We start from the raw sequence: 19,397 nt of genomic DNA, 5'->3' as shown, positions 1-19,397 counted from the left end.
TCGGGTAAGCTAACGCCCTCGTTTGCACAGGAATTCCAGGTGGCTGATTCTCCCAACGCTTCCCCGACGCGGACCCGCGCGCTGGAAGGCCAGAAACTGCTCTTGTGTGTCGGTGGCGGGATCGCGGCCTACAAGGCCCTGGAACTGGTTCGACGCCTGCGTGATGCCGGTGCGCTGGTGCAGGTGGCGATGACGGCCGGCGCCCAGCAGTTCGTCACCCCACTCAGCTTCCAGGCCCTTTCCGGCCAGCCGACCCGCACTACCTTGTGGGACAGCGCCGCCGAACAGGCCATGGGCCACATTGAACTGGCACGCTGGGCCGATCGCATCGTGATCGCGCCAGGCACCGCCGACCTGCTGGCCCGCCTGGCCCAGGGCCACGCCGACGACCTGGTCAGCACCTTGTGCCTGGCCAGCACCGCACCGCTGACCGTGTGCCCGGCGATGAACCATCGGATGTGGCTGCATCCGGCCACCCAGGCCAATATCGCCCTGCTGCGCCAGCGCGGCGCGCAGGTGATCGGTCCGGTCGATGGGCCGCTGGCCGAAGGCGAATCCGGCCCCGGTCGTTTGGCCGAGCCGGCCGACATCGTCGCCGCCCTGGCCGCCAACGGCGCTGCCGCTGCCGCAGCGCCGGAAACGCGCGCCCTGCAGGGCCTGCGACTGCTGATCAGCGCTGGCCCGACCTATGAAGACATCGATCCGGTGCGTTACGTGGGCAACCGCAGCAGCGGCAAGATGGGCTACGCGCTGGCCGCCGCTGCCGCCGGGCTCGGTGCCCAGGTGGTGCTGGTCAGCGGCCCGGTGCAGCTGCCGACGCCGCCCGGCGTGCAGCGCATCGATGTGCGCTCTGCCGCGCAGATGCGCGAAGCGGTGCTGGATGCGCTGCCGGCCGACATCTACATCGGTGCTGCCGCCGTTTCCGACTACACCCCGCGCCAGGTGGCCGCGCAGAAGCTGAAGAAGACCGCCGACAGCCAGTCGCTGGTGATCGAGTTGGTGCGCACCCCGGACATCCTGGCCGAGGTTGCCGCGCAGACGCAGTCGTTGAAGCTGGTGGTCGGCTTTGCCGCCGAGACCCACGATGTGGAGAAATATGCGCGCGGCAAGCTGGTCGACAAGCGCCTGGACCTGGTGATCGCCAACCAGGTGGGCATCAGCGGCGGTGGTTTCGAAAGCGACAACAATGCCGCCACGGCCTTCTGGCAGGATGGCGAACAGGTATTCCCGGCTACTTCCAAGCGTGAGCTGGCCGAACAACTGCTGGCGCTGATCGCGCGGAGGCTTCAGGCATGACCCAGGCAAGCAACACCCACGGACTCTCCCCGCAACCGTTGCAGGTAAAGCTGCTCGACCCCCGCTTCGGCGACAGCTGGCCGCTGCCGGCCTATGCCACCGAAGCCAGCGCCGGCATGGATCTGCGCGCGGCGCTGGAAACCGCGCTGACCCTCCAGCCGGGCGATACCGCACTGGTTCCCAGCGGCCTGGCCATCCATATCGCCGATCCTCATCTGTGCGCAGTGATCCTGCCGCGTTCGGGCCTGGGCCATCGCCATGGCATCGTGCTCGGCAACGGCACCGGCCTGATCGACGCCGACTACCAGGGGCCGCTGCTGATCAGTGTCTGGAACCGTGGCCGCGAGGCCTTCACCATCGAGCCGGGCGATCGCATCGCCCAGTTGGTGATCGTGCCGATTGCCCGCGTCAGCCTGCAGGTGGTGGATACTTTCACCGACAGCGTGCGGGGAACGGGTGGATTCGGCCATACCGGGGTGCGTTGACAGGGGACATCGATGAGCGGCATCGGGGAAGCACAGCGGGGAACGACGTTGGGACGCAGCGCGCCATTGCTGGGCGTGCTGCTGGTACTGCTGGCCGCCTGGTTCGGCTGGAGCGCGGTGCAGCAGTGGCGGCAGGCCGCCAGCGGGGACGCGCTGGAACAGGCGCGCGACCAGGCCGTGCAAGGGCTGCAGCAGGCTGCCTCCGGCCAGTTGCAGCAGCTGCAGCAGCAGTTGAAGGGCGACCGCGTGCAGCAGGCGCTGCAGGCCGGTGATGCCGCCGGCGCCGCGCTGGCGCTGCGGGAAAGCTGGACCGGCGTCGAGCAGGTGGAGGTGCTGGGCGCTGACCTGGCCGCAGGCTATGCCGATGCGGCCACTTTTGGATTCGCACGCCTGGCCCTGCTGGAATCTGCGCTGGCCGAAGGCAAGGCAACCCTGCGCGTGGTCCACGATGGCGGCGGCAACCGCCTGGGTCTGGCCGCGCCGGTGCAACTGGCCGGTGTCGGGCCGGCGGTGGTGTATGTCCGCCAGCCGCTGCTGCGGTTGACCGCGCCGCTGGATCAGGTGAGCGCCCCCGGCAATGGCTTCCTGGCGCTGCGCCAGGGAGCACACAACATCGTGGTGCAGGGCGATACCGGCCTGTCCGAGAGCGCCGAAGCAATGGCGCGCCCGGTGGCGGGAACGCCGTTGCGGCTGGCCGCCGGGGTGCCCAATGTGGAACCCGGCCCGCTGGGGCTGGGAGCCCTCGCCAGCGCGATTGTCGCCCTGCTGCTGGGCTTCATCGCGGTACTGCTGGTGGTAGGTCGTGGCCGGCTGCCGAAATCACTGCCGCTGCCCAGCCGGCGCAGCGCGGTGGCCGACGCCGATCACGGCCCGACCCTGCGCGAAAGCCTGCAGATGGTCCCGCCAACTGTGCCCGGCGAGACGGTGGCCGAGGCTGCGCCACCTCCACCGCCACCGGTTCCGGCCGACGAGCTGGCTGCAGGCATCTTCCGCGCCTACGACATCCGCGGCGTCGTGGGCAGCCAGCTGACGGCGCGCACCGCCGCGCTGATCGGCCAGGCCATCGGCACCGTCGCCCTTGAGCAGGGCCTGCGCGAGGTGGTGATCGGTCGCGATGGGCGCTTGTCCGGTCCCGAACTGTCGGCCGGTCTTGCCGAAGGCCTGCGGCGTGCCGGCTGTGCGGTCATCGATATCGGCCTGGCGCCGACCCCGGTGGTGTATTTCGCCGCCTTCCATCTGCGCACCGGTACCTGTGTAGCGGTCACCGGCAGCCACAATCCGCCGGACTACAACGGTTTCAAGATCGTCATCGGTGGTGAGACCCTGTCCGGCGATGCGATCACCGACCTTTACCAGCGCATTGTCGAAGGCCGTCTGGTGCAGGCTGCGGAGCCGGGTGATTACCAGCAGCGCGAGGTCGCCGCCGATTACATCCAGCGTATTGCCGATGACGTGCAGCTGGACCGACCACTGAAAGTGGTGGCCGACGCGGGCAACGGCGTGGCCGGTGCCTTCGCCCCGCAGCTGCTGGAAGCGATCGGCGCAGAAGTCATCCCGTTGTACTGCGATGTCGACGGCACCTTCCCCAACCACCACCCCGATCCCAGCGAGCCGGCCAACCTGGAAGACCTGGTGCAGACGGTCAAGCGCTTTGGCGCCGACCTCGGCGTGGCGTTCGATGGTGATGGCGATCGCCTTGGCGTGGTCACCAGTGAAGGCAAGATCATCTACGCCGACCGTCTGCTGATGCTGTTCGCCGCCGACGTGCTGATGCGCAACCCGGGCGCGATGGTGATCTACGACGTGAAGTGCACCGGCAGGTTGTCCGATCACGTGCTGCGCAACGGCGGCAGCCCGTTGATGTGGAAGACCGGGCACTCGCTGATGAAGGCGAAGATGCGCGAGACCGACGCCGAACTGGCGGGCGAGATGAGCGGCCACTTCTTCTTCAAGGAACGCTGGTTCGGCTTTGACGATGGCCTGTATGCCGCTGCACGCCTGCTGGAGATCCTGGCCCAGCGCGAGGAAACGCCGGACGAAGTGCTGGCCGAACTGCCGGAAATGGTGGCGACGCCGGAGCTGAAGGTGCCGGTGGCCGAGGGCACCCCGCATGCGTTGGTGGCGATGCTGGTGGCCGCTGCGCAGTCGCCGGACAACCCGTATGTCGGCGGCCGCCTGTCGACCATCGACGGCCTGCGGGTGGACTTCGCCGACGGCTGGGGCCTGGTTCGCGCCTCCAACACCACGCCGGTGCTGGTGCTACGTTTCGAAGGCAACGACGAAGCAGCACTGGAGCGTATCCAGGCGCTGTTCCGCAGCCAGCTGCAGCCGGTGCTGGGCGACACCCCGCTGGGGTTCTGAGGTGAGGCCGGGCTGCGCCCGGCACCCGCGGTAGTGCCGGCCGCTGGCCGGCAACCTCAACAGCAACAGCGGGCACTCCGTGGGTTGGTGGAGCGGTGTCGGAGTGCGGGGACGCCGCAAGTACGTCCTTGTAGGCTTGGCAGCCGCATCCATGCGGCTGACACCCCGCACTCCGACACCGCCCCACCTCTGACAATTTCCCGGTGCTGTTGGTGGGTGTCGACCTTGGTCGACACAGTAGATCCACGCCAAGCGTGGATGCTCTTCGATGATGTCCATCCACGCATGGCGTGGATCTACTTGTCTGGTGGGTGCYGACCGAGGGTCGGCACGCCTCACCCCTTGAACCGCAGCCCCACGCCCGGTTCGGTGAACAGGTAGCGCGAATCCAGCGCCGAGTCGCCCAGCTTGTGCCGCAGCTTGCCGACCAGGATGCGCAGGTAGTGGGTGTCGTGCTGGTGGGTGGGCCCCCAGATTTCCTGCAGGATCTGTGGCTGGGTGACCACCCGCCCGGCATTGCGCAGCAGCAGCGACAGCAATGCGTACTCCTTGCGGGTCAATGCCACCAGCTCGCCATCGATCGCCACTTCACGGCGCACCAGGTCCACGTGCAGGTGGCCATCGTCGAACACCGGCGGCGTGCCATCGGTCGGCACGCTGCGTGTGCGCAGCAGCGCCCGCACCCGCGCCATCAGTTCCTGGGTGCCGAAGGGCTTGGTCACATAGTCGTTGGCGCCGTTGTCCAGTGCACGCACTTTCTCGGTTTCGCCGGCACGCACGGTCAGCATGATCACCGGCACCTGGCTCCACTGCCGCAGCTGCTCCAGTACCTCGTGGCCTTCCATGTCCGGCAGGCCGATGTCCAGGATCACCAGGTCCATGTCCTCGCTGGCAGCCATCTGCAGGCCTTCCTGGCCGGTCGCGGCCTGGCGCACCTGGTAGCCCTGCGCGCGCAGGCTGATGTCCAGGAACCGGCGGATCTGTGTTTCATCGTCGATCACCAGCACGCGCGGGGCCGGCGCGCTGGCATCAGTCGGGGTCGGACTCATCGTGGGAGGCTGGCTTGAGCAGGGGCAGGGTAATGCGGATCAGGGTACCGCGACCGTCGCGCCCGGGCAGCGCCTGCACGCTGCCGCCGTGTGCGCCGATCATGCCCTGGCAGATGGTCAGGCCCAGGCCGGTGCCGTGGCGGCCGCGGTCGCCGCGTTCGACGCTGTAGAACATGTCGAAGATGCGCGCGCGCTCGTCGTCGGGAATGCCGGGGCCGGCATCGATCACGTCGATGCGCAGCTGACCGTCCAGTTCGCGCGCCAGCACCTGCACGGCGGCATCGGCTGGCGAGAACTTGGCAGCGTTCTCCATCACGTTGAACACCGCCTGTTCCACCAGTGCCGGATGCACCCATATCGGTGCCAGCGTTGCCGGAATATCCAGCTCCAGCCGCACCTTCGGCTGGTAGCGCTGCAGGCGTCGGGCGGCCGAACCGATCAGCTCGTCCACGCCTATCCAGTCGCGGTTGATCTTCAGGCCCTCGTGGCCCAACCGGGTCATGTCCAGCAGGTTCTGGATGTAGCGGTCCAGGCGCTCGCCTTCGACCAGGATGGTGTCCAGCAACGCGCGGCGGTCGGCCAGATCCATCGCCGTACCGTAGCTGGCCAGGCTGTCGGCCGAGCCGATCATCGCTGCCAGCGGCGAACGCAGGTCGTGCGACACCGAGGAAAGCAGGGCAGAGCGCAGCCGCTCGGTCTCGTTGCTCACATGCGCCTGTTCCAGCTCGGCCACCAGGCGCGTGCGCAACGCGGCCTGGGCGATGTCGTCGACCATCGCTTCGGCCAGCTGGCGCTGTTCGGGCAGCAGCCGCGCCTGCGCACCCGGCAGGTACAGGCCGGCCACGCCGATCGCGCGGTCTTCGCCGTCCAGCAGCGGCAGGAACCACCATTGCGCGCCGGCCAGGGTATCGGTGAAGCGGCCACTGGGCTGGCCATGGCGCAGGGCCCAGTCGGCCGCCGCCAGATCGGTATCACCGGGCAGGCTGCGGCCACCGGCGGCGGTATCGGCGCCGATCCGCAGCCAGGCCGGTACGTCCATGGCCTGTTCCAGCGCATGCCGGCCGGCCTGTGCCACTTCACCATTGCCGGCCGCGCTGGCCAGCTGCCGGCCCAGCTGCTGGCGTGCGCGTGCATGGCGGTTGGCCGCGCGCAGTGCGATCACCTGCATGCGCAGGCGCGACGCCAGGCGTCCGGCCACCAGCGCCGCCGCCAGGAACAGGAACACGGTGATCACGCCCTGCCGCGCGCCGATGGCGAAGGTGAAGCGCGGCGCGATGAACAGGAAGTTGTAAGCGAGAAAACACAGGATCGCCGCCATCACCGCGACGCTGGCGCGGGTACGTGCAGCCACCAGCACCACCGCCACGATGAACACCATCGACAGATCGGCCATGCCCACCCAGCGTTCGACCAGCCACGCCACCGCGCAGGCAAGGGCGGTGGCGATCAGGGCCTGCAACGGCTCGTGGCTGACCCCGCGCATCGGTGGCAGCAGCCCCTCTCGACGGGAACGCGCACGCGCCTGCGGCGTGCTGATGATGGTGATCTCGTAGTGCGCGCCGCGCTGGATCAGCTGCTGGGTCAGGGTGCGGTTGAACATCCGCGCCAGCGGCCGTTCGCGGGTACGCCCCAGCACCAGCGTCGATACGCCGTTGTGCGCGGCGTGGTCGAGCAATGCATCGGCGATGCTTGAACCATGCAGCAGCTCGGCTTCGCCGCCGAGGCGGCGGGCCAGCGCGAACGCAGCATCGATCTCGCGCCGGGTCGCTTCGTCCTGGCGGCGCCCCTGCACCGTCACCACCGTCCACGGTGCATCGCGGCGTTCGGCGATGCGCCGTGCCACCCGCACCAGGTATTCGCTCTGGCCACCGCCGTCGATCGCCACCAGCACGCCACGCCGCAACGGCAGATTGCTCTCGCCGCGCGCGGCGCGGGCTTCGCGCAGGCTGCTGTCGACACGGTCGGCGGCCTCCTGCATCGCCAGCTCGCGCAATGCGGTCAGGTTGGCCGGCGAGAAGAACGCCTGCAGGGCCTGCGCGGCCTGCTCGGGCACGTACACCTTGCCCTGCTGCAGGCGCGCGATCAGTTCGCGCGGCGGCAGGTCGACCAGCACGATGTCATGCAGGCGGTCGAGCACGCCATCGGGCACGGTCTCGCTGACACGCACGCCGGTGATGCGCATCACCACATCGTTGAGGCTTTCCAGATGCTGGATGTTGACCGTGGTCCAGACGTCGATGCCGGCGTCCAGCAGTTCCATCACGTCCTGCCAGCGCCGTTCGTGGCGGCTGCCCGGCGCATTGCGATGGGCCAGCTCGTCCACCAGCACCAGCGCTGGTTTTCTCGCCAGCACGGCGTCCAGGTCCATCTCCTGCAGGTCGTGGCCATGGTAGGCCACGTCCTTCAGCGGCAGCCGTGGCAGGCCTTCCAGCAGGGCCTGGGTATCGGCACGGCCGTGGGTCTCCACCAGCCCGACCACCAGGTCCACGCCACGGCGCAGCTGTTCCTGCGCGCGGGTCAGCATGGCGTAGGTCTTGCCGACGCCGGGCGCAGCGCCCAGGAACACGGTGAGCTTGCCACCGGCTTCGCGTTGCAGTCCTTCCACCAGGGCGTTGGCCTGGCGGGTCCGCAGATCAGTCATGGGAGCCGCTGTCATGGCCGCCATTGTGCGCGCAGCGGGTGCAGCCCTGCATCACGGCGCGCGTGCCGCGTGGTCCAGTGCGAAGTTCAGCGTCACCACGTTCACCCGTGGCTGGCCGAATACGCCCCATTGCCGGCCCTGCGTGTTGGCCTTCACCAGTGCCTGCACCTGCTCGACGGGCAGGCCACGCGCACGCGCCACCCGGGCCACCTGCAGCTGCGCTGCCGCCGGCGACAACTGCGGATCCAGCCCGCCGCCGGACTGGGTGACCAGATCGGCAGGCACCTGCGCGGGCGTGACGCCTTCGCGCGCGGCCACTGCTGCGGTGCTCGCCGCCACACGCTCGGCCAGCGCCGGGTTGCTGCGGGCCAGGTTGGAGCCGGCCGCCGCCATCGGGTCGTAGTTGGCGGCCGACGGTCGCGCCTGGAAGTAGCCATCGCCGGTGAACGGCTGCGACAGCCATGCCGACGCACGCACCTGGCCGCGGCCATCGCGCAGCAGGCTGCCTTCGGCCTGCGCCGGGAAGGACAGGCCGGCAAAACCGGTGGCGATGCCGGCGTAGACCGCACCGGCCAGCAGCAGGGTGGCCACGCCCAGGCCGATGGCCGGGCGCCAGCTGGCGCCATCCTGCAGCGTGGCCACGCGCGCCTCGCGCTTCAGCTCGCGGGAAAGGGAAGGGGAGTCAGAACGGTTCATGCGCCGAATACCAGGACAAGAAGGAGGTCGATCAACTTGATCGCCGCGAACGGCAGCAGCACGCCACCCAGGCCGTACACCAGCATGTTCCGGCGCAGCAGCGCCGTTGCGGTGGCCGGGCGGAAGCGCACACCGCGCAACGCCAGCGGGATCAGGGCGGGAATCACCAGGGCATTGAAGATCAGCGCCGCAAGCACCGCGTTGCGCGGGCTCGACAGCTGCATCACGTTCAGCGCGGCCATCGCAGGCACGGTGGCGGCAAACAACGCCGGCAGGATCGCGAAGTACTTGGACACATCGTTGGCCAGCGAGAACGTGGTCAGCGCGCCGCGGGTGATCAGCTGCTGCTTGCCCACCTCCACCACCGCCAGCAGCTTGGCCGGATCCGAATCCAGATCGACCATGTTGCCGGCTTCCTTGGCCGCCTGCGTGCCCGAATTCATCGCCAGGCCGATGTCGGCCTGGGCCAGCGCCGGCGCATCGTTGGTACCGTCGCCGACCATCGCCACCAGGCGGCCACCGGCCTGCTCGGCACGGATGCGGGCCAGCTTGTCCTCGGGCCGTGCCTCGGCGATGTAGTCATCCACGCCGGCTTCGGCGGCGATCGCAGCAGCCGTCAGCGGGTTGTCACCGGTGATCATCACCGTGCGGATGCCCATCGCCCGCAGCTGTGCGAACTTCTCGCGCATGCCGTGCTTGACCACGTCCGACAGCTCGATCACGCCCAGCACATGGCGACCCTCGGCCACTACCAGCGGCGTGGCACCGTTGCGCGCGACCTGGTCCACGCGCCCGGCCAGTTCGGCCGGTACGGTGCCGCCGAGCGCCTGCACATGGGCGCGGATCGCATCGGCAGYGCCCTTGCGGATCTGCCGGCCGTGCATCAGGTCGACACCGGACATGCGGGTCTGCGCACTGAAGGCCAGGTAGTCGGCCTGGTCCGGCTCGGCGGTGGTGCAGCCCTGTTCGCGGGCCAGGCGCACGATCGACTTGCCTTCCGGGGTCGGGTCGGCCAGCGATGACAGCAGCGCCGCCTCACGCAGCTGGTCGGCGTCGATTCCGGCCAGTGCGTGGAAGTGGCTGGCCTGGCGGTCGCCGTAGGTGATGGTGCCGGTCTTGTCGAGCAGCAGCACGTCGACGTCACCGGCCACTTCCACCGCCTTGCCCGACTTGGCCAGCACGTTGGCCGCCAGCGCGCGGTTCATGCCGGCGATGCCGATGGCCGGCAGCAGGCCACCGATGGTGGTCGGGATCAGGCACACCAGCAGCGCGATCAGCAGCAGCGGATCCACCTTGACGCCCACCGACGCACCGATCGCCGGCAGCGTCGCCACCACCACCAGGAAGGTCAGCGTCATCGCCGCCAGCAGCAGGGTCAGCGCGATTTCATTCGGGGTCTTCTGACGGTTGGCGCCTTCCACCAGCGCGATCATGCGGTCCAGGAAGCTGTGTCCCGGCTCGGCAGTGATGCGCACGACGATCTGGTCGGACAGCACCTTGGTGCCGCCGATCACGCCGGAGCGATCAGTACCCGCCTCGCGCAGCACCGGTGCCGACTCGCCGGTCACCGCCGCTTCGTTGATGGTGGCCAGGCCCTGCACGATCTCGCCGTCGGCCGGCACCAGCTCGCCGGCACTGACGATCACATGATCACCGGGGCGCAGTTCCGCGGCGGGCACCTGGGTCTCGCTGGCACCGGCCTGCGCCGACGCCAGGCGACGCGCCACCAGGTCCTGGCGGGCGCGGCGCAGCGAGGCGGCCTGGCCACGGCCACGTGCTTCGGCCACGGCCTCGGCGAAATTGCCGAACAGCACGGTGACCAGCAGGATCGCGGTCACCGCCAGGCCGAAGCCCAGTGGTGCATTGCCGGTCAGGGTGATGATCGCGGCGACGATCGTGCCGGCCATCACCACCGCCATCACCGGGCTGCGCACCAGATGCATCGGCGACAGCTTGCGTACGGCCTCGATGAGCGCGCGGCGCAGGCCGGCGGCATCGAGCAGGGCCGGGCGGGAAGCCACGGAAGAGGAACGGTTTGCGGTTGCGTGACTACTCATGGGGTGTCCTCAGTGCAGTCCCAGGCTCAGGTGGTCGGCGATCGGGCCGAGTACCAGCGCCGGCATGAACTGCAGCACGGTCAGGATGACGATCACCGAGACCAGGGTCAGGGCGAACGTCGGGGTTTCGATCTGCAGGCTGCCGGCCGATTCAGGGGCCTGCCGCTTGGCGGCCAGCTGTGCGGCCACCACCAGCGGGATGATCAGCAGCGGGAAGCGGCCCAGCAGCAGCACCAGCGAGCAGCTCAGGTTCCACCAGGGCGTGGCGTCACCCAGTCCCTCGAAGCCCGAGCCGTTGTTGGCGTAGGCCGAGACGTACTCGTAGAACACCTGGCTGATGCCATGGAAGCCGGGATTGGAGGTGCCCGCCAGACCCGGCACGGCCAGCGTGATCGCGGTGAACAGCAGCAGGGTGATCGGCTGCAGCAGCACCAGCAGTGCCAGCAGGCGCACCTGCGGCGTTTCCAGCTTGCGGCCGAACAGTTCCGGTGTACGGCCGGTCATCAGCCCGGCCAGGAACACACCCAGCAGCAGGTACACGATGAACTGCTGCAGGCCGCAGCCGATGCCGCCCCAGATCGCGCTGACCAGCATGTTGACCATCGCCAGGCCGCCGGACAGCGGGCTCAGCGAATCATGCATGCCGTTGACCGAACCGTTGGAGACCTGGGTGGTCACCGCCGCCCACAGCGCGGTGCCATCGGCGCCGAAGCGTACTTCCTTGCCTTCCATCAGCAGCGGCGTGGCCGCGCTGGCGCTATGGCCCTCGCTCCATACCATCGCACCGGTGGACAGCAGCGACATGCCGAGCATGCAGCTGAACACCAGCGCGCCGAAACGACGGCGCCCGGTGAACGCGCCGATCATGAAGATCACCGCCATCGGCACCAGCAGGATGCCGATCACCTCCAGCATGTTCGACACCGGGGTCGGGTTCTCCAGCGGGAAGCTGCTGTTCGGGCCATACCAGCCGCCGCCGTTGGCGCCCAGCTGTTTGGCCGCGACCATCGCCGCAACCGGGCCCAGCGGCAGCTTCTGCTGCGCCATGCCGGCACTGGCATCGATCGGCGTGGCCTGGGGGCCACCGGCCATCGTGGAGGGCACGCCCTGGCTGGTCAGCAGCAGCGTCCATACCAGGCACAGCGGCAGCAGGAAGCGCACGCACAGGCGCACGACGTCGGCGTAGTAATTGCCCACCGCCACCTGGCGGTCATCGCCCGCGGCGGGCGCAGTAACCGATTTCGGCGCGCGCGAGAACAATGCACGCAACGTGGCCACGGCCAGCGCCAGGCCCATCATCGGCGTCACCACCTGCAGGCCGGTGATGCCGGTCATCTGCGAGAAGTAGGACAGCTGGGCCTGGCCGGAATAGTGCTGCTGGTTGGTGTTGGTCAGGAACGAGATCATCGTGTGCAGCGCCGTGTCCCAGCRCATGTTCGGGATCTGGTCCGGATTCAACGGCAACCACGCCTGGGTCATGAACACGGCCTGGGTCAGCACCGCGATCACCACGTTGCTGAGCACGAATGCCAGCACGTAGCCACGCCAGGACATCGAACGTGAAGGATCAACGCCGAGCACCTTGTACAGCGGCTTTTCGATCCAGTGGAACAGCACGTCGACCTTCATCGGCGTGCCGCGCATCACCCGGGCGAGGTACAGGCCCAGGGGCCAGGCCAGCAGCAGGCTGGCGGCAAGAATGGCAAGAATTTCAGTCATGGCAGGCTCCGCTCAGAACGACTCGGGCCGCAGCACGACATAAACAAGATAGGCGGCGGCAACCAGCACCAGCACGCCACACAGCAACGACAGCCAGGGGGACATGGAATTTGAGACCTGGTGGAACCCCTCCACCTCAGGCCGTCATCGTCGTCCCCGCCCCCATAAACGCACTACGCGCCGGACAGGGCCRACGCGTAAAGAGTGCATAAATTCCAGGGTCCAGGCCGTAACCCGGCAAGCGGCAGCGCCGGGCCATGCCGGGCGAACAGCGCGCCGCTCAACCCGCCGGGGTCTGTGCCGGCACGTCCACCGGCGCCAATCCCTTCAGCTGCCGATAGCGCTGCAGGCTGCTTTCGATTTCGACCTTCAATGCCTGCTGCTGCTGTTCGAAACTGGCCAGCAGCCGTTGCTGCGACTGCAGCTGCGCATGGCGCTGGCCGATCGCCTGGGCCTGCTTGTCGGCCACCTTGCCGCCGGCCAGTTCGCGGTCGCCGGCGGCAGCAAGCAGGGCCACCAGCGATTCGCGCAGGCTGGCCACGTTGTACTGGGCGGTCTTGAGGTTGTTGTCGAGCACCTCCTGGCGCTCGGCGAACACGCGCCGCAGCGCATTCTCATCACCGTAGGTGGTCAGCATCGCCTGTTCGGTACGCTGCCGGGTCTGCTCGGCCATCTGATCCAGCTGGACCTGCGCCGCCGCCGTGCTGGCGGCAGCGCGTTCCTCATCGCTCAACGCGCGCTGCACCTGCGCGTTGCGCAGGCCGCTGTTGGCGCTGAACTCATCACGGGCGTGGTTGACCGCATCGGCCGGCAGCGCGTCGCTGCAGATCCGCTCCTTGCCCTCGTTCCAGCAGTACAGCTTCTTGTCTGCGGCCTTGCCGCTGGACTGTGCCAGCAGCGTCTGCGGCATCACCAGCAGCAGGCTGGCAGCAACGATGGCAGGAACTCGGAACATGCGACCTTCCCCCTGATGGTCAGCGCGTGGAACGGACGCCGTACTGGGCGCGATAGGCCTCCAGCGGCTGCCGGTAGCCTACAAGTTCCGGATTTCCGGACGCGAAATCAAGCAGGTCGGCCAGCGTCGCCACGGCGATCACCGGGATGCCGGCCTCTTCGGCCACGGCCTGTGCGGCGGAGCGATGGTCGCTGTCCGAGGCGATCTCCTGGCGGTCCAGGGCCACCACGATGCCGGCCGGAATACCGCCCGCAGCGCGGATGATCGCCAGCGCCTCGCGGATGGCGGTGCCGGCGGTGATCACGTCGTCGACGATCAGCACGCGCTTGCCGGTCATGTCGGCGCCGATCAACTGGCCGCCTTCACCATGGTCCTTCACTTCCTTGCGGTTGAACGACAGCGGCAGATCGCGGCCACGCTGGGCCAGCTCGCAGGCCATTGCGGTGGCCAGCGGAATGCCCTTGTAGGCCGGGCCGAACACCACGTCGTACTTGATCCCGGTGGCGTCGATGGCGTCGGAATAGCACGCCCCCAGCTGCGACAGCAGGGAACCGGAGTCGAAACGGCCGGCGTTGAAGAAATAGGGGCTCAGCCGGCCGGACTTGAGGGTGAACTGGCCGAAGCGCAGGGCGTCGGCGGTCAGGGCCAGCTGCAGGAAACGGTGACGGTGGTCGCTCATCAAAACTCGATTCATCTTCATTTGGAGCGCAAATCCTAATCCAGCTGGGCTTTCTGCGCTCGTCCGGCCCCTTCACGCAGGTATCCGCAGCTGCCCCCGCGGGCTGCTCAGCCCGGCAGGCAACCGGTATGCTTGCCCGGTTTCCCGCCGTAGGTTCTTCCGCATGCGCATCATCAGCTTCAACGCCAATGGCATCCGCTCGGCCGCCACCAAGGGCTTCCTCGACTGGTTCCGTGGCCAGGACGCCGACGTCCTCTGCATCCAGGAGACCAAGGCCCAGGAAGACCAGCTGACCGACCCGATGTTCCGCCCGGACGGCCACCATTGCTTCTACCGCGATGCCATCACCAAGAAGGGCTACAGCGGCGTGGCGATCTACAGCAAGCGCGAACCGGACCAGGTCATCACCTCGCTGGGCTGGGCCCCGTTCGACGACGAAGGCCGCTACATCGAGGCCCGCTTCGGCAACCTCAGCGTGGTCTCCTTCTATATCCCGTCCGGCAGTTCGGGCGACCTGCGCCAGGGCTTCAAGTTTGAAGTGATGGAGTGGCTGCGGCCGATCCTCGAGGAATGGGCGCGCAGTGGCCGCGACTACGTGCTGTGCGGCGACTGGAACATCGTTCGCTCGGCGCTGGACATCAAGAACTGGAAGTCCAACCAGAAGAACTCCGGCTGCCTGCCCGAGGAACGCGACTGGCTCAATGCCCTGTGTGCCGACCATGGCCAGGCCACCGATGTGGGCGCAGGTCGCGGCTGGGCCGATGCCTACCGCCTGCTCAACCCGACCGGCGAGGACTACACCTGGTGGAGCAACCGTGGCGCCGCCCGCGCCAACAACGTTGGYTGGCGCATCGACTACCAGTTCRTCASCCCSGGCCTGYGYGAYCGCCTGCGCAGCTGCTCGATCTACCGCGACCAGCGCTTCTCCGACCACGCGCCGTTCATCGTGGACTACGACCTGTGACCGAGGCTGCCAAGCCTGCCGGTTACAAGGGCTGGGCCGGCATCAAGCGTGCGTTCGGTACGCCCTCGGCGCTGACCATGGCCCTGCTGGGCTTCGGTAGTGGCCTGYCGTTCCTGCTGATCGCCTCGCAGACCCTGTCCACCCGTCTGCGCGATGTCGGCCTCGATCTGGGCAGCATCGGCCTGATCAGCCTGGCCAGCTTCTTCTACCTGCTCAAGTTCGTCTGGGCACCCCTGCTGGATCGCTACGCGTTTCCGTTGCTGGGGTTCCTCGGTCGCCGCCGCTCGTGGCTGCTGGTCTCGCAGATCCTGGTGCTGGTGGGCCTGGTGGCACTGGCGTTCGTGCGGCCAGAGCAGGGCGTGTGGCCGCTGGTGGCCTGGGTACTGGTGGCATCGTTTGCAGGTGCCACCCAGGATTCAGTGGTCGACGCCTACCGCATCGAGATCGCGCCGCAGACCGCGCAGGCCGCGTTGGCCGCCACGTACACGCTGGGCTATCGCATCGGCCTGATCCTGGCCGGTGCCGGCGCCTTGTACCTGGCACAGTTCGAAGGCTGGATCATTGCCTATCTGGCCATGGCCGCACTGATGATCCTGCCGATCATCACCACGCTGTTCTGCCGCGAACCGGAGCGCCCGGCCAACGCCGTGCAGCGCCGCATCGACATTGCCGAAGCGTTCGTACAGCCGATCACCAGCTTCTTCACCCGCAACGGCATGGCACTGGCGCTGGCGCTGCTGGCGTTCGTCGGGTTCTTCAAGTTTCCCGACCAGGTCATCGGCGTGATGGCCGGACCCTTCTATCTCGATTCGGGCTTCGACAAGGCCGACATCGCTACGGTCTCCAAGCTGTTCGGCGTGTGGATGGGTATTGGTGGGGCGTTCCTTGGCGGTATCGCCGTCGCCGCCTTCGGTTTCCGCCGGATGCTGCTTGTCGCGGCGCTGGGCGTGGCCCTGTCGAATCTGGCCTTCCTGCTGATGGCGCACAATCCCGGGCAGTTGTGGGCGTTCTACGCCGCGCTCAGCGCCGACAACCTGTTCCAGGGCTTTGCCGGCACGGTGCTGGTGGCTTTCATGTCTTCGCTGACCGATCGCAACTTCACCGCAACCCAGTATGCCCTGCTGGTATCGCTGGCCAACCTGCCGGGCAAGTTCGTCGGCGGCGTTTCCGGTTACATCGTGGAGGCCACCTCGTACAGCACCTTCTTCATGCTCAGCGCCGTCACGGTGGTGCCCACCATGCTGCTGCTGGCCTGGCTGTGGCCACGCATCGTTGATCGTGGGCCGTCTCCCGCCGCCTGATTGCCTGTGTGCGCTTACTGCGGGATGATCGCCCCGACGCGCCGAGGGGGCGGTGCCTTGCGAACGGGGAAGTGAGCATGGCCGACGTAGTGCTGCGGGACCTGGACCCGCTGCTGCTGGAACGCATCAAACGGGTCTCGGTGGCCCGTGGCTGGACCCACGAACAGACCTGCGCGGTCCTGCTGGAGCAGGGCCTGTTCAGCAGTGAACTGGAGGTCCGCTCCGGCTTCGGCGATCCCGAAGTCGACGCGCTTTCCGACGCGATCGCCGCACTGCAGGCGCTGCCGGCCGGCCAGGGCTTCGATTGATCTGATGTCGGGTCGCCGGGCATGGCCCGGCGGAGCCCGGCGGATGGCGTCACCTCACGCCGGATGGATCGCCCCGAGAATCCGCGGCCCCGTCGCCCCGGTCACGCTCGGCAGGTTGCCCGGCAGCCCGTCCATCGTCCGCTGCGCCAGCCAGGCAAACCCCATCGCCTCCACATACTCCGGGTCCAGCCCGTGCAGCGCCGTGGACTCCACCACCACGCCCGGCAACCGCGCCGCCAGCCGCCGCATCAACTGCGTATTGCGCACGCCACCGCCGCACACCAGCACCCGCCGGGTGTGCGGCTGCTGGGCCAGCAGCGCATCAACCACCGTCGCCGCGGTCAGCTCCAGCAGTGTCGCCTGCACATCTGCTGCGGCGAACTGGCCTTCCTCCATGTGTGCTTCGGCCCACGGCAGGTGGAACTGCTCGCGCCCGGTGCTCTTGGGCGGCGGCAGCGCGAACCACGGATCCGCGCGCCAGCCGGCCAGCAGGCTGTCATCCACCGCACCGCTGGCTGCGTAGGCGCCGTCAGCATCGAAGCTGCGCCCGGTATGGCGTTGGCACCAGGCATCCATCAGCGCGTTGGCCGGGCCGGTATCGAAGCCACGCACGACGCCCTCGCGGGGAATCAGGGTCAGGTTGGCGATCCCGCCCAGGTTCAGCACCGCACGGTCCTCATCGGCCGCACCCAGCATGTCCAGGTGGAAAGCCGGCATCAGCGGCGCTCCATGGCCACCGGCGGCAACGTCACGGCGGCGGAAATCGCACACGGTGGTGATGCCGGTCAGCTCGGCGATGCGGTTGCCGTCACCCAGCTGCACGGTGAAGGCCGGGTCGGCCAACGGTCGATGGCGCACCGTCTGCCCGTGCGAGCCGATGGCTCGTACCTGCGAACGGTCGACACCGGCTTCTTCCAGCAGCTGGTTGGCGGCGGCGGCGAAGCTGATCGCAATCCGCGCGTCCAGTTCGCCCAGCTCCTCCAGCGACTGCAGCGGGCCGCCTTCGCCGAGGGCCACCAGCCGCGCCCGCAGCACCGGCTCCCAGCGGGCGGTCAGCCCGTGCACGAAGCGGCACCCCCCATCGGCCGGGAACTGCACCAGCGCGGCATCGATGCCGTCAGCGCTGGTGCCCGACATCAGGCCCAGGTAGAGGGGAAGGGACGGATCGGCAGTGGTGTTCATGGCGGGCATAAAAAAAGGACACGGCAAGCTTGTGCTGCCGTGTCCTCCTTCGTCAACGCAGGGCTCAGCCGCGCTTGCGGCCTGCCGGCGCCTTGTCCTTGGCGCTGGCCACCTCGGTGCTCGCGCTTTCGGCGGCCGGCGCGGGGCTGGCGTCGGCGTAGATCAGCTTCTCCATGCCCTGGATGCGGGCCATCGCCGGCGCGGTCTGCGCCCGGAAGGCCACCAGCTCGGCGCCCTTCAGCGGCTCCGGCGGCGGCATGGTCACCGTCAGCGGGTTGCGGTGCTCGCCATTGACGCGGAATTCGTAGTGCAGGTGCGGGCCGGTCGCCAGGCCGGTCGAGCCGACGTAGCCGATCACCGTGCCCTGGGCCACGCGCTGGCCATTCTTGATCCCGGCAAAGCGCGACATATGGCCGTACAGGGTGGTGTGGCCACGGCCGTGGTCGAGGATCACCACGTTGCCATAACCGCGCTGCACGCCGACGAACTGCACCCGCGCATCGCCGGCGGCCATGATCGGGGTACCGGTGCGCGCGGCGTAGTCCACGCCCTTGTGCATGCGCATCTTGCCCAGCACCGGGTGTTTGCGCGCGCCGAAGGTCGAACTCAGCCGTGCGAACGGGATCGGCATGCGGATGAAGCTCTTCTTCAGCGAACGGCCGCTGATGTCGTAGTACTCGGACTTGCCGTTGCGGTCGAAGCGGAAGCCGGAATAGGTCTTGCCGCCGGTGGTGAAGGTCGCCGCCAGGATCTTGCTGGTATCGACCTTCTCGCCCTCGCGCCAGGTCTCATCCATCACCACGCTGAAGCGGTCGCCCGGCTGCAGGTCCTTGGAGAAGTCGATGTCGTACTTGAAGATGTCGTCGGTCATCGTCGCGATCGCCGAYGGTGACAGTCCGGCGCGGCGCGCGGCCGCATACAGCGAACTGGTGATCTCGCCGCTGGTGACCACCGTGCGCGTGGATGTCTCGCGCTTGGTCACCGTTTCCTTGATGTCATCGCCGCTCAGGCTCAGTTCGACCCGGTTGTCGGCATCGCGGTCGAAGCGGATGCTGCGCAGGTCACCGGACAGCGGCATGTCGAAGGCGATCTCGGCACCCGGGCGCAGCTTGGTCAGCGATTCGCGCGCACCCGGATGGTCCAGCACCCGGTGCAGGGTCGTGGCGGAGATGCCGGCCTTGTCGAACAGGTCGCTCAGGGTCTGCCCGCGCTGCACCCGCAGCACCTGCCAGCTGTCGCCGGGGATCTGCTGCTGGCGGGCCATTGCCAACGGCGGCAACGGCAGTGCCAGGCTGGTGTGGCTGTCGGCGTAGGGCGCATCGATGGTGTGCGAGAAGCCCGGCACGATCGTGGCCACCAGCGCGCCAATGGTCACAAACAGGCTGGCGTGCATCCAATGACGCCGCGTCCAGCGCTCATTGAACGCAGCGGGAAGGTGTTGCCTCAGCTTCCGGTGCAGGGCGTTGTCGTGCAGGACGTGGAGTCGTTCCTGGAAGCGCTGCTTGCGAGCGCGGCCTTGATCGGAATTGAGCATCAGATGTCGGTCTCTGGCTGACCCGGGAACGCGGGCCCAAACGCCGGTAACATAGACACCTAACAAATTCGCGTCAAACCCTTGTGCCTATTGGCTTTTGTGAAGCCGATCGGGTTAACTTCGCTTTAACACCCCACATAAGAAACGGCGTTGCCGGGAGTAGTCACGTG

At 68.0% G+C, this 19,397-nt stretch carries 16 protein-coding genes; 6 read left to right on the top strand and 10 right to left on the bottom strand.

Going from position 1 to position 19,397, the window contains the following annotated elements; translation table 11 throughout:
• Positions 1–39: 39 nt before the first annotated feature.
• From coaBC to AC1DJN_RS00070, 3 genes are read left to right on the top strand one after another with little or no spacing between them, the layout of a single operon-like run.
• Positions 40–1,296, top strand: coding sequence for a bifunctional phosphopantothenoylcysteine decarboxylase/phosphopantothenate--cysteine ligase CoaBC (coaBC, locus tag AC1DJN_RS00080; RefSeq protein WP_059064131.1), 1,257 nt, complete (start codon positions 40–42; stop codon positions 1,294–1,296).
• The gene (dut, locus tag AC1DJN_RS00075) at positions 1,293–1,781 is read left to right on the top strand and encodes a dUTP diphosphatase (protein WP_025878378.1); all 489 of its coding nucleotides are present in this window, start codon (positions 1,293–1,295) and stop codon (positions 1,779–1,781) included. The genes coaBC and dut overlap by 4 nt, the downstream gene beginning before the upstream one ends.
• Before the next feature lie 12 nt (positions 1,782–1,793).
• Entirely contained in the window at positions 1,794–4,142 is a 2,349-nt protein-coding gene (locus tag AC1DJN_RS00070; protein ID WP_282280743.1) for a phosphomannomutase/phosphoglucomutase, read from the top strand.
• Between the two features lie 335 nt (positions 4,143–4,477).
• On the opposite strand, the gene AC1DJN_RS00065 is transcribed toward AC1DJN_RS00070, so the two are convergent.
• The 8 genes from AC1DJN_RS00065 to pyrE all read right to left on the bottom strand — a co-directional run bounded on the left by AC1DJN_RS00065 (position 4,478) and on the right by pyrE (position 13,938).
• Positions 4,478–5,191: a response regulator transcription factor gene (locus tag AC1DJN_RS00065; RefSeq protein WP_025879418.1), complete on the bottom strand. Its 714-nt coding sequence runs from the start codon at positions 5,189–5,191 to the stop codon at positions 4,478–4,480.
• Positions 5,172–7,832 (bottom strand): sensor histidine kinase, encoded by a 2,661-nt coding sequence (locus tag AC1DJN_RS00060; protein ID WP_025879419.1) that lies wholly within the window; start codon positions 7,830–7,832, stop codon positions 5,172–5,174. Before AC1DJN_RS00060 ends, AC1DJN_RS00065 begins: the two co-directional genes overlap by 20 nt.
• Before the next feature lie 51 nt (positions 7,833–7,883).
• Positions 7,884–8,528, bottom strand: a complete 645-nt coding sequence (gene kdpC / locus AC1DJN_RS00055; protein ID WP_442251797.1) for a potassium-transporting ATPase subunit KdpC — start codon at positions 8,526–8,528, stop codon at positions 7,884–7,886.
• Positions 8,525–10,585, bottom strand: coding sequence for a potassium-transporting ATPase subunit KdpB (gene kdpB / locus AC1DJN_RS00050; protein WP_478038523.1), 2,061 nt, complete (start codon positions 10,583–10,585; stop codon positions 8,525–8,527). Before kdpB ends, kdpC begins: the two co-directional genes overlap by 4 nt.
• Before the next feature lie 9 nt (positions 10,586–10,594).
• Positions 10,595–12,304 (bottom strand): potassium-transporting ATPase subunit KdpA, encoded by a 1,710-nt coding sequence (gene kdpA / locus AC1DJN_RS00045; RefSeq protein ID WP_478038521.1) that lies wholly within the window; start codon positions 12,302–12,304, stop codon positions 10,595–10,597.
• A 12-nt stretch (positions 12,305–12,316) separates the two neighbouring features.
• Entirely contained in the window at positions 12,317–12,409 is a 93-nt protein-coding gene (locus AC1DJN_RS00040; RefSeq protein WP_313444161.1) for a potassium-transporting ATPase subunit F, read from the bottom strand.
• Between the two features lie 175 nt (positions 12,410–12,584).
• Positions 12,585–13,259: a hypothetical protein gene (locus AC1DJN_RS00035; RefSeq protein ID WP_025879423.1), complete on the bottom strand. Its 675-nt coding sequence runs from the start codon at positions 13,257–13,259 to the stop codon at positions 12,585–12,587.
• A 19-nt stretch (positions 13,260–13,278) separates the two neighbouring features.
• Positions 13,279–13,938 (bottom strand): orotate phosphoribosyltransferase, encoded by a 660-nt coding sequence (gene pyrE, locus AC1DJN_RS00030; RefSeq protein WP_025879424.1) that lies wholly within the window; start codon positions 13,936–13,938, stop codon positions 13,279–13,281.
• Between the two features lie 163 nt (positions 13,939–14,101).
• Between pyrE and AC1DJN_RS00025 the strand changes: the two genes are divergently transcribed.
• The 3 genes from AC1DJN_RS00025 to AC1DJN_RS00015 all read left to right on the top strand — a co-directional run bounded on the left by AC1DJN_RS00025 (position 14,102) and on the right by AC1DJN_RS00015 (position 16,511).
• Positions 14,102–14,902, top strand: a complete 801-nt coding sequence (locus tag AC1DJN_RS00025; protein WP_478038518.1) for an exodeoxyribonuclease III — start codon at positions 14,102–14,104, stop codon at positions 14,900–14,902.
• A complete protein-coding gene (locus AC1DJN_RS00020) occupies positions 14,899–16,203 on the top strand; it encodes an AmpG family muropeptide MFS transporter (protein WP_478038516.1) in 1,305 nt (434 codons plus the stop codon). The genes AC1DJN_RS00025 and AC1DJN_RS00020 overlap by 4 nt, the downstream gene beginning before the upstream one ends.
• Positions 16,204–16,280: 77 nt before the next feature.
• Complete coding sequence (locus AC1DJN_RS00015) at positions 16,281–16,511, top strand: hypothetical protein (protein WP_025879428.1); 231 nt, start codon at positions 16,281–16,283, stop codon at positions 16,509–16,511.
• A gap of 54 nt (positions 16,512–16,565) precedes the next feature.
• Here the strand turns inward: AC1DJN_RS00015 and AC1DJN_RS00010 are convergent, their stop codons facing one another.
• Together AC1DJN_RS00010 and AC1DJN_RS00005 are read right to left on the bottom strand one after the other, a co-directional pair.
• Positions 16,566–17,693, bottom strand: coding sequence for an anhydro-N-acetylmuramic acid kinase (locus AC1DJN_RS00010; protein ID WP_080277682.1), 1,128 nt, complete (start codon positions 17,691–17,693; stop codon positions 16,566–16,568).
• Positions 17,694–17,757: 64 nt separating this feature from the next.
• A complete protein-coding gene (locus AC1DJN_RS00005) occupies positions 17,758–19,227 on the bottom strand; it encodes a M23 family metallopeptidase (protein WP_025879426.1) in 1,470 nt (489 codons plus the stop codon).
• Between the last annotated feature and the right edge of the window lie 170 nt (positions 19,228–19,397).

The sequence above is a fragment of the Stenotrophomonas sp. 05L414_2 genome, from assembly GCF_056397905.1.
The sequence above is the reverse complement of the archived record's forward strand: the minus strand, read 5'-3'. Positions and strand labels throughout refer to the sequence as shown.

What these genes read in the sequence shown, in the direction of transcription:
- AC1DJN_RS00035 (WP_025879423.1), bottom strand. Translation starts at nt 13,259, where the DNA reads ATGTTCCGAGTTCCTGCCATCGTTGCTGCCAGCCTGCTGCTGGTGATG.
- AC1DJN_RS00065 (WP_025879418.1), bottom strand. Translation starts at nt 5,191, where the DNA reads ATGAGTCCGACCCCGACTGATGCCAGCGCGCCGGCCCCGCGCGTGCTG.
- AC1DJN_RS00015 (WP_025879428.1), top strand. Translation starts at nt 16,281, where the DNA reads ATGGCCGACGTAGTGCTGCGGGACCTGGACCCGCTGCTGCTGGAACGC.
- pyrE (WP_025879424.1), bottom strand. Translation starts at nt 13,938, where the DNA reads ATGAGCGACCACCGTCACCGTTTCCTGCAGCTGGCCCTGACCGCCGAC.
- AC1DJN_RS00060 (WP_025879419.1), bottom strand. Translation starts at nt 7,832, where the DNA reads ATGACTGATCTGCGGACCCGCCAGGCCAACGCCCTGGTGGAAGGACTG.
- kdpC (WP_442251797.1), bottom strand. Translation starts at nt 8,528, where the DNA reads ATGAACCGTTCTGACTCCCCTTCCCTTTCCCGCGAGCTGAAGCGCGAG.
- AC1DJN_RS00010 (WP_080277682.1), bottom strand. Translation starts at nt 17,693, where the DNA reads ATGAACACCACTGCCGATCCGTCCCTTCCCCTCTACCTGGGCCTGATG.
- dut (WP_025878378.1), top strand. Translation starts at nt 1,293, where the DNA reads ATGACCCAGGCAAGCAACACCCACGGACTCTCCCCGCAACCGTTGCAG.
- AC1DJN_RS00040 (WP_313444161.1), bottom strand. Translation starts at nt 12,409, where the DNA reads ATGTCCCCCTGGCTGTCGTTGCTGTGTGGCGTGCTGGTGCTGGTTGCC.
- AC1DJN_RS00070 (WP_282280743.1), top strand. Translation starts at nt 1,794, where the DNA reads ATGAGCGGCATCGGGGAAGCACAGCGGGGAACGACGTTGGGACGCAGC.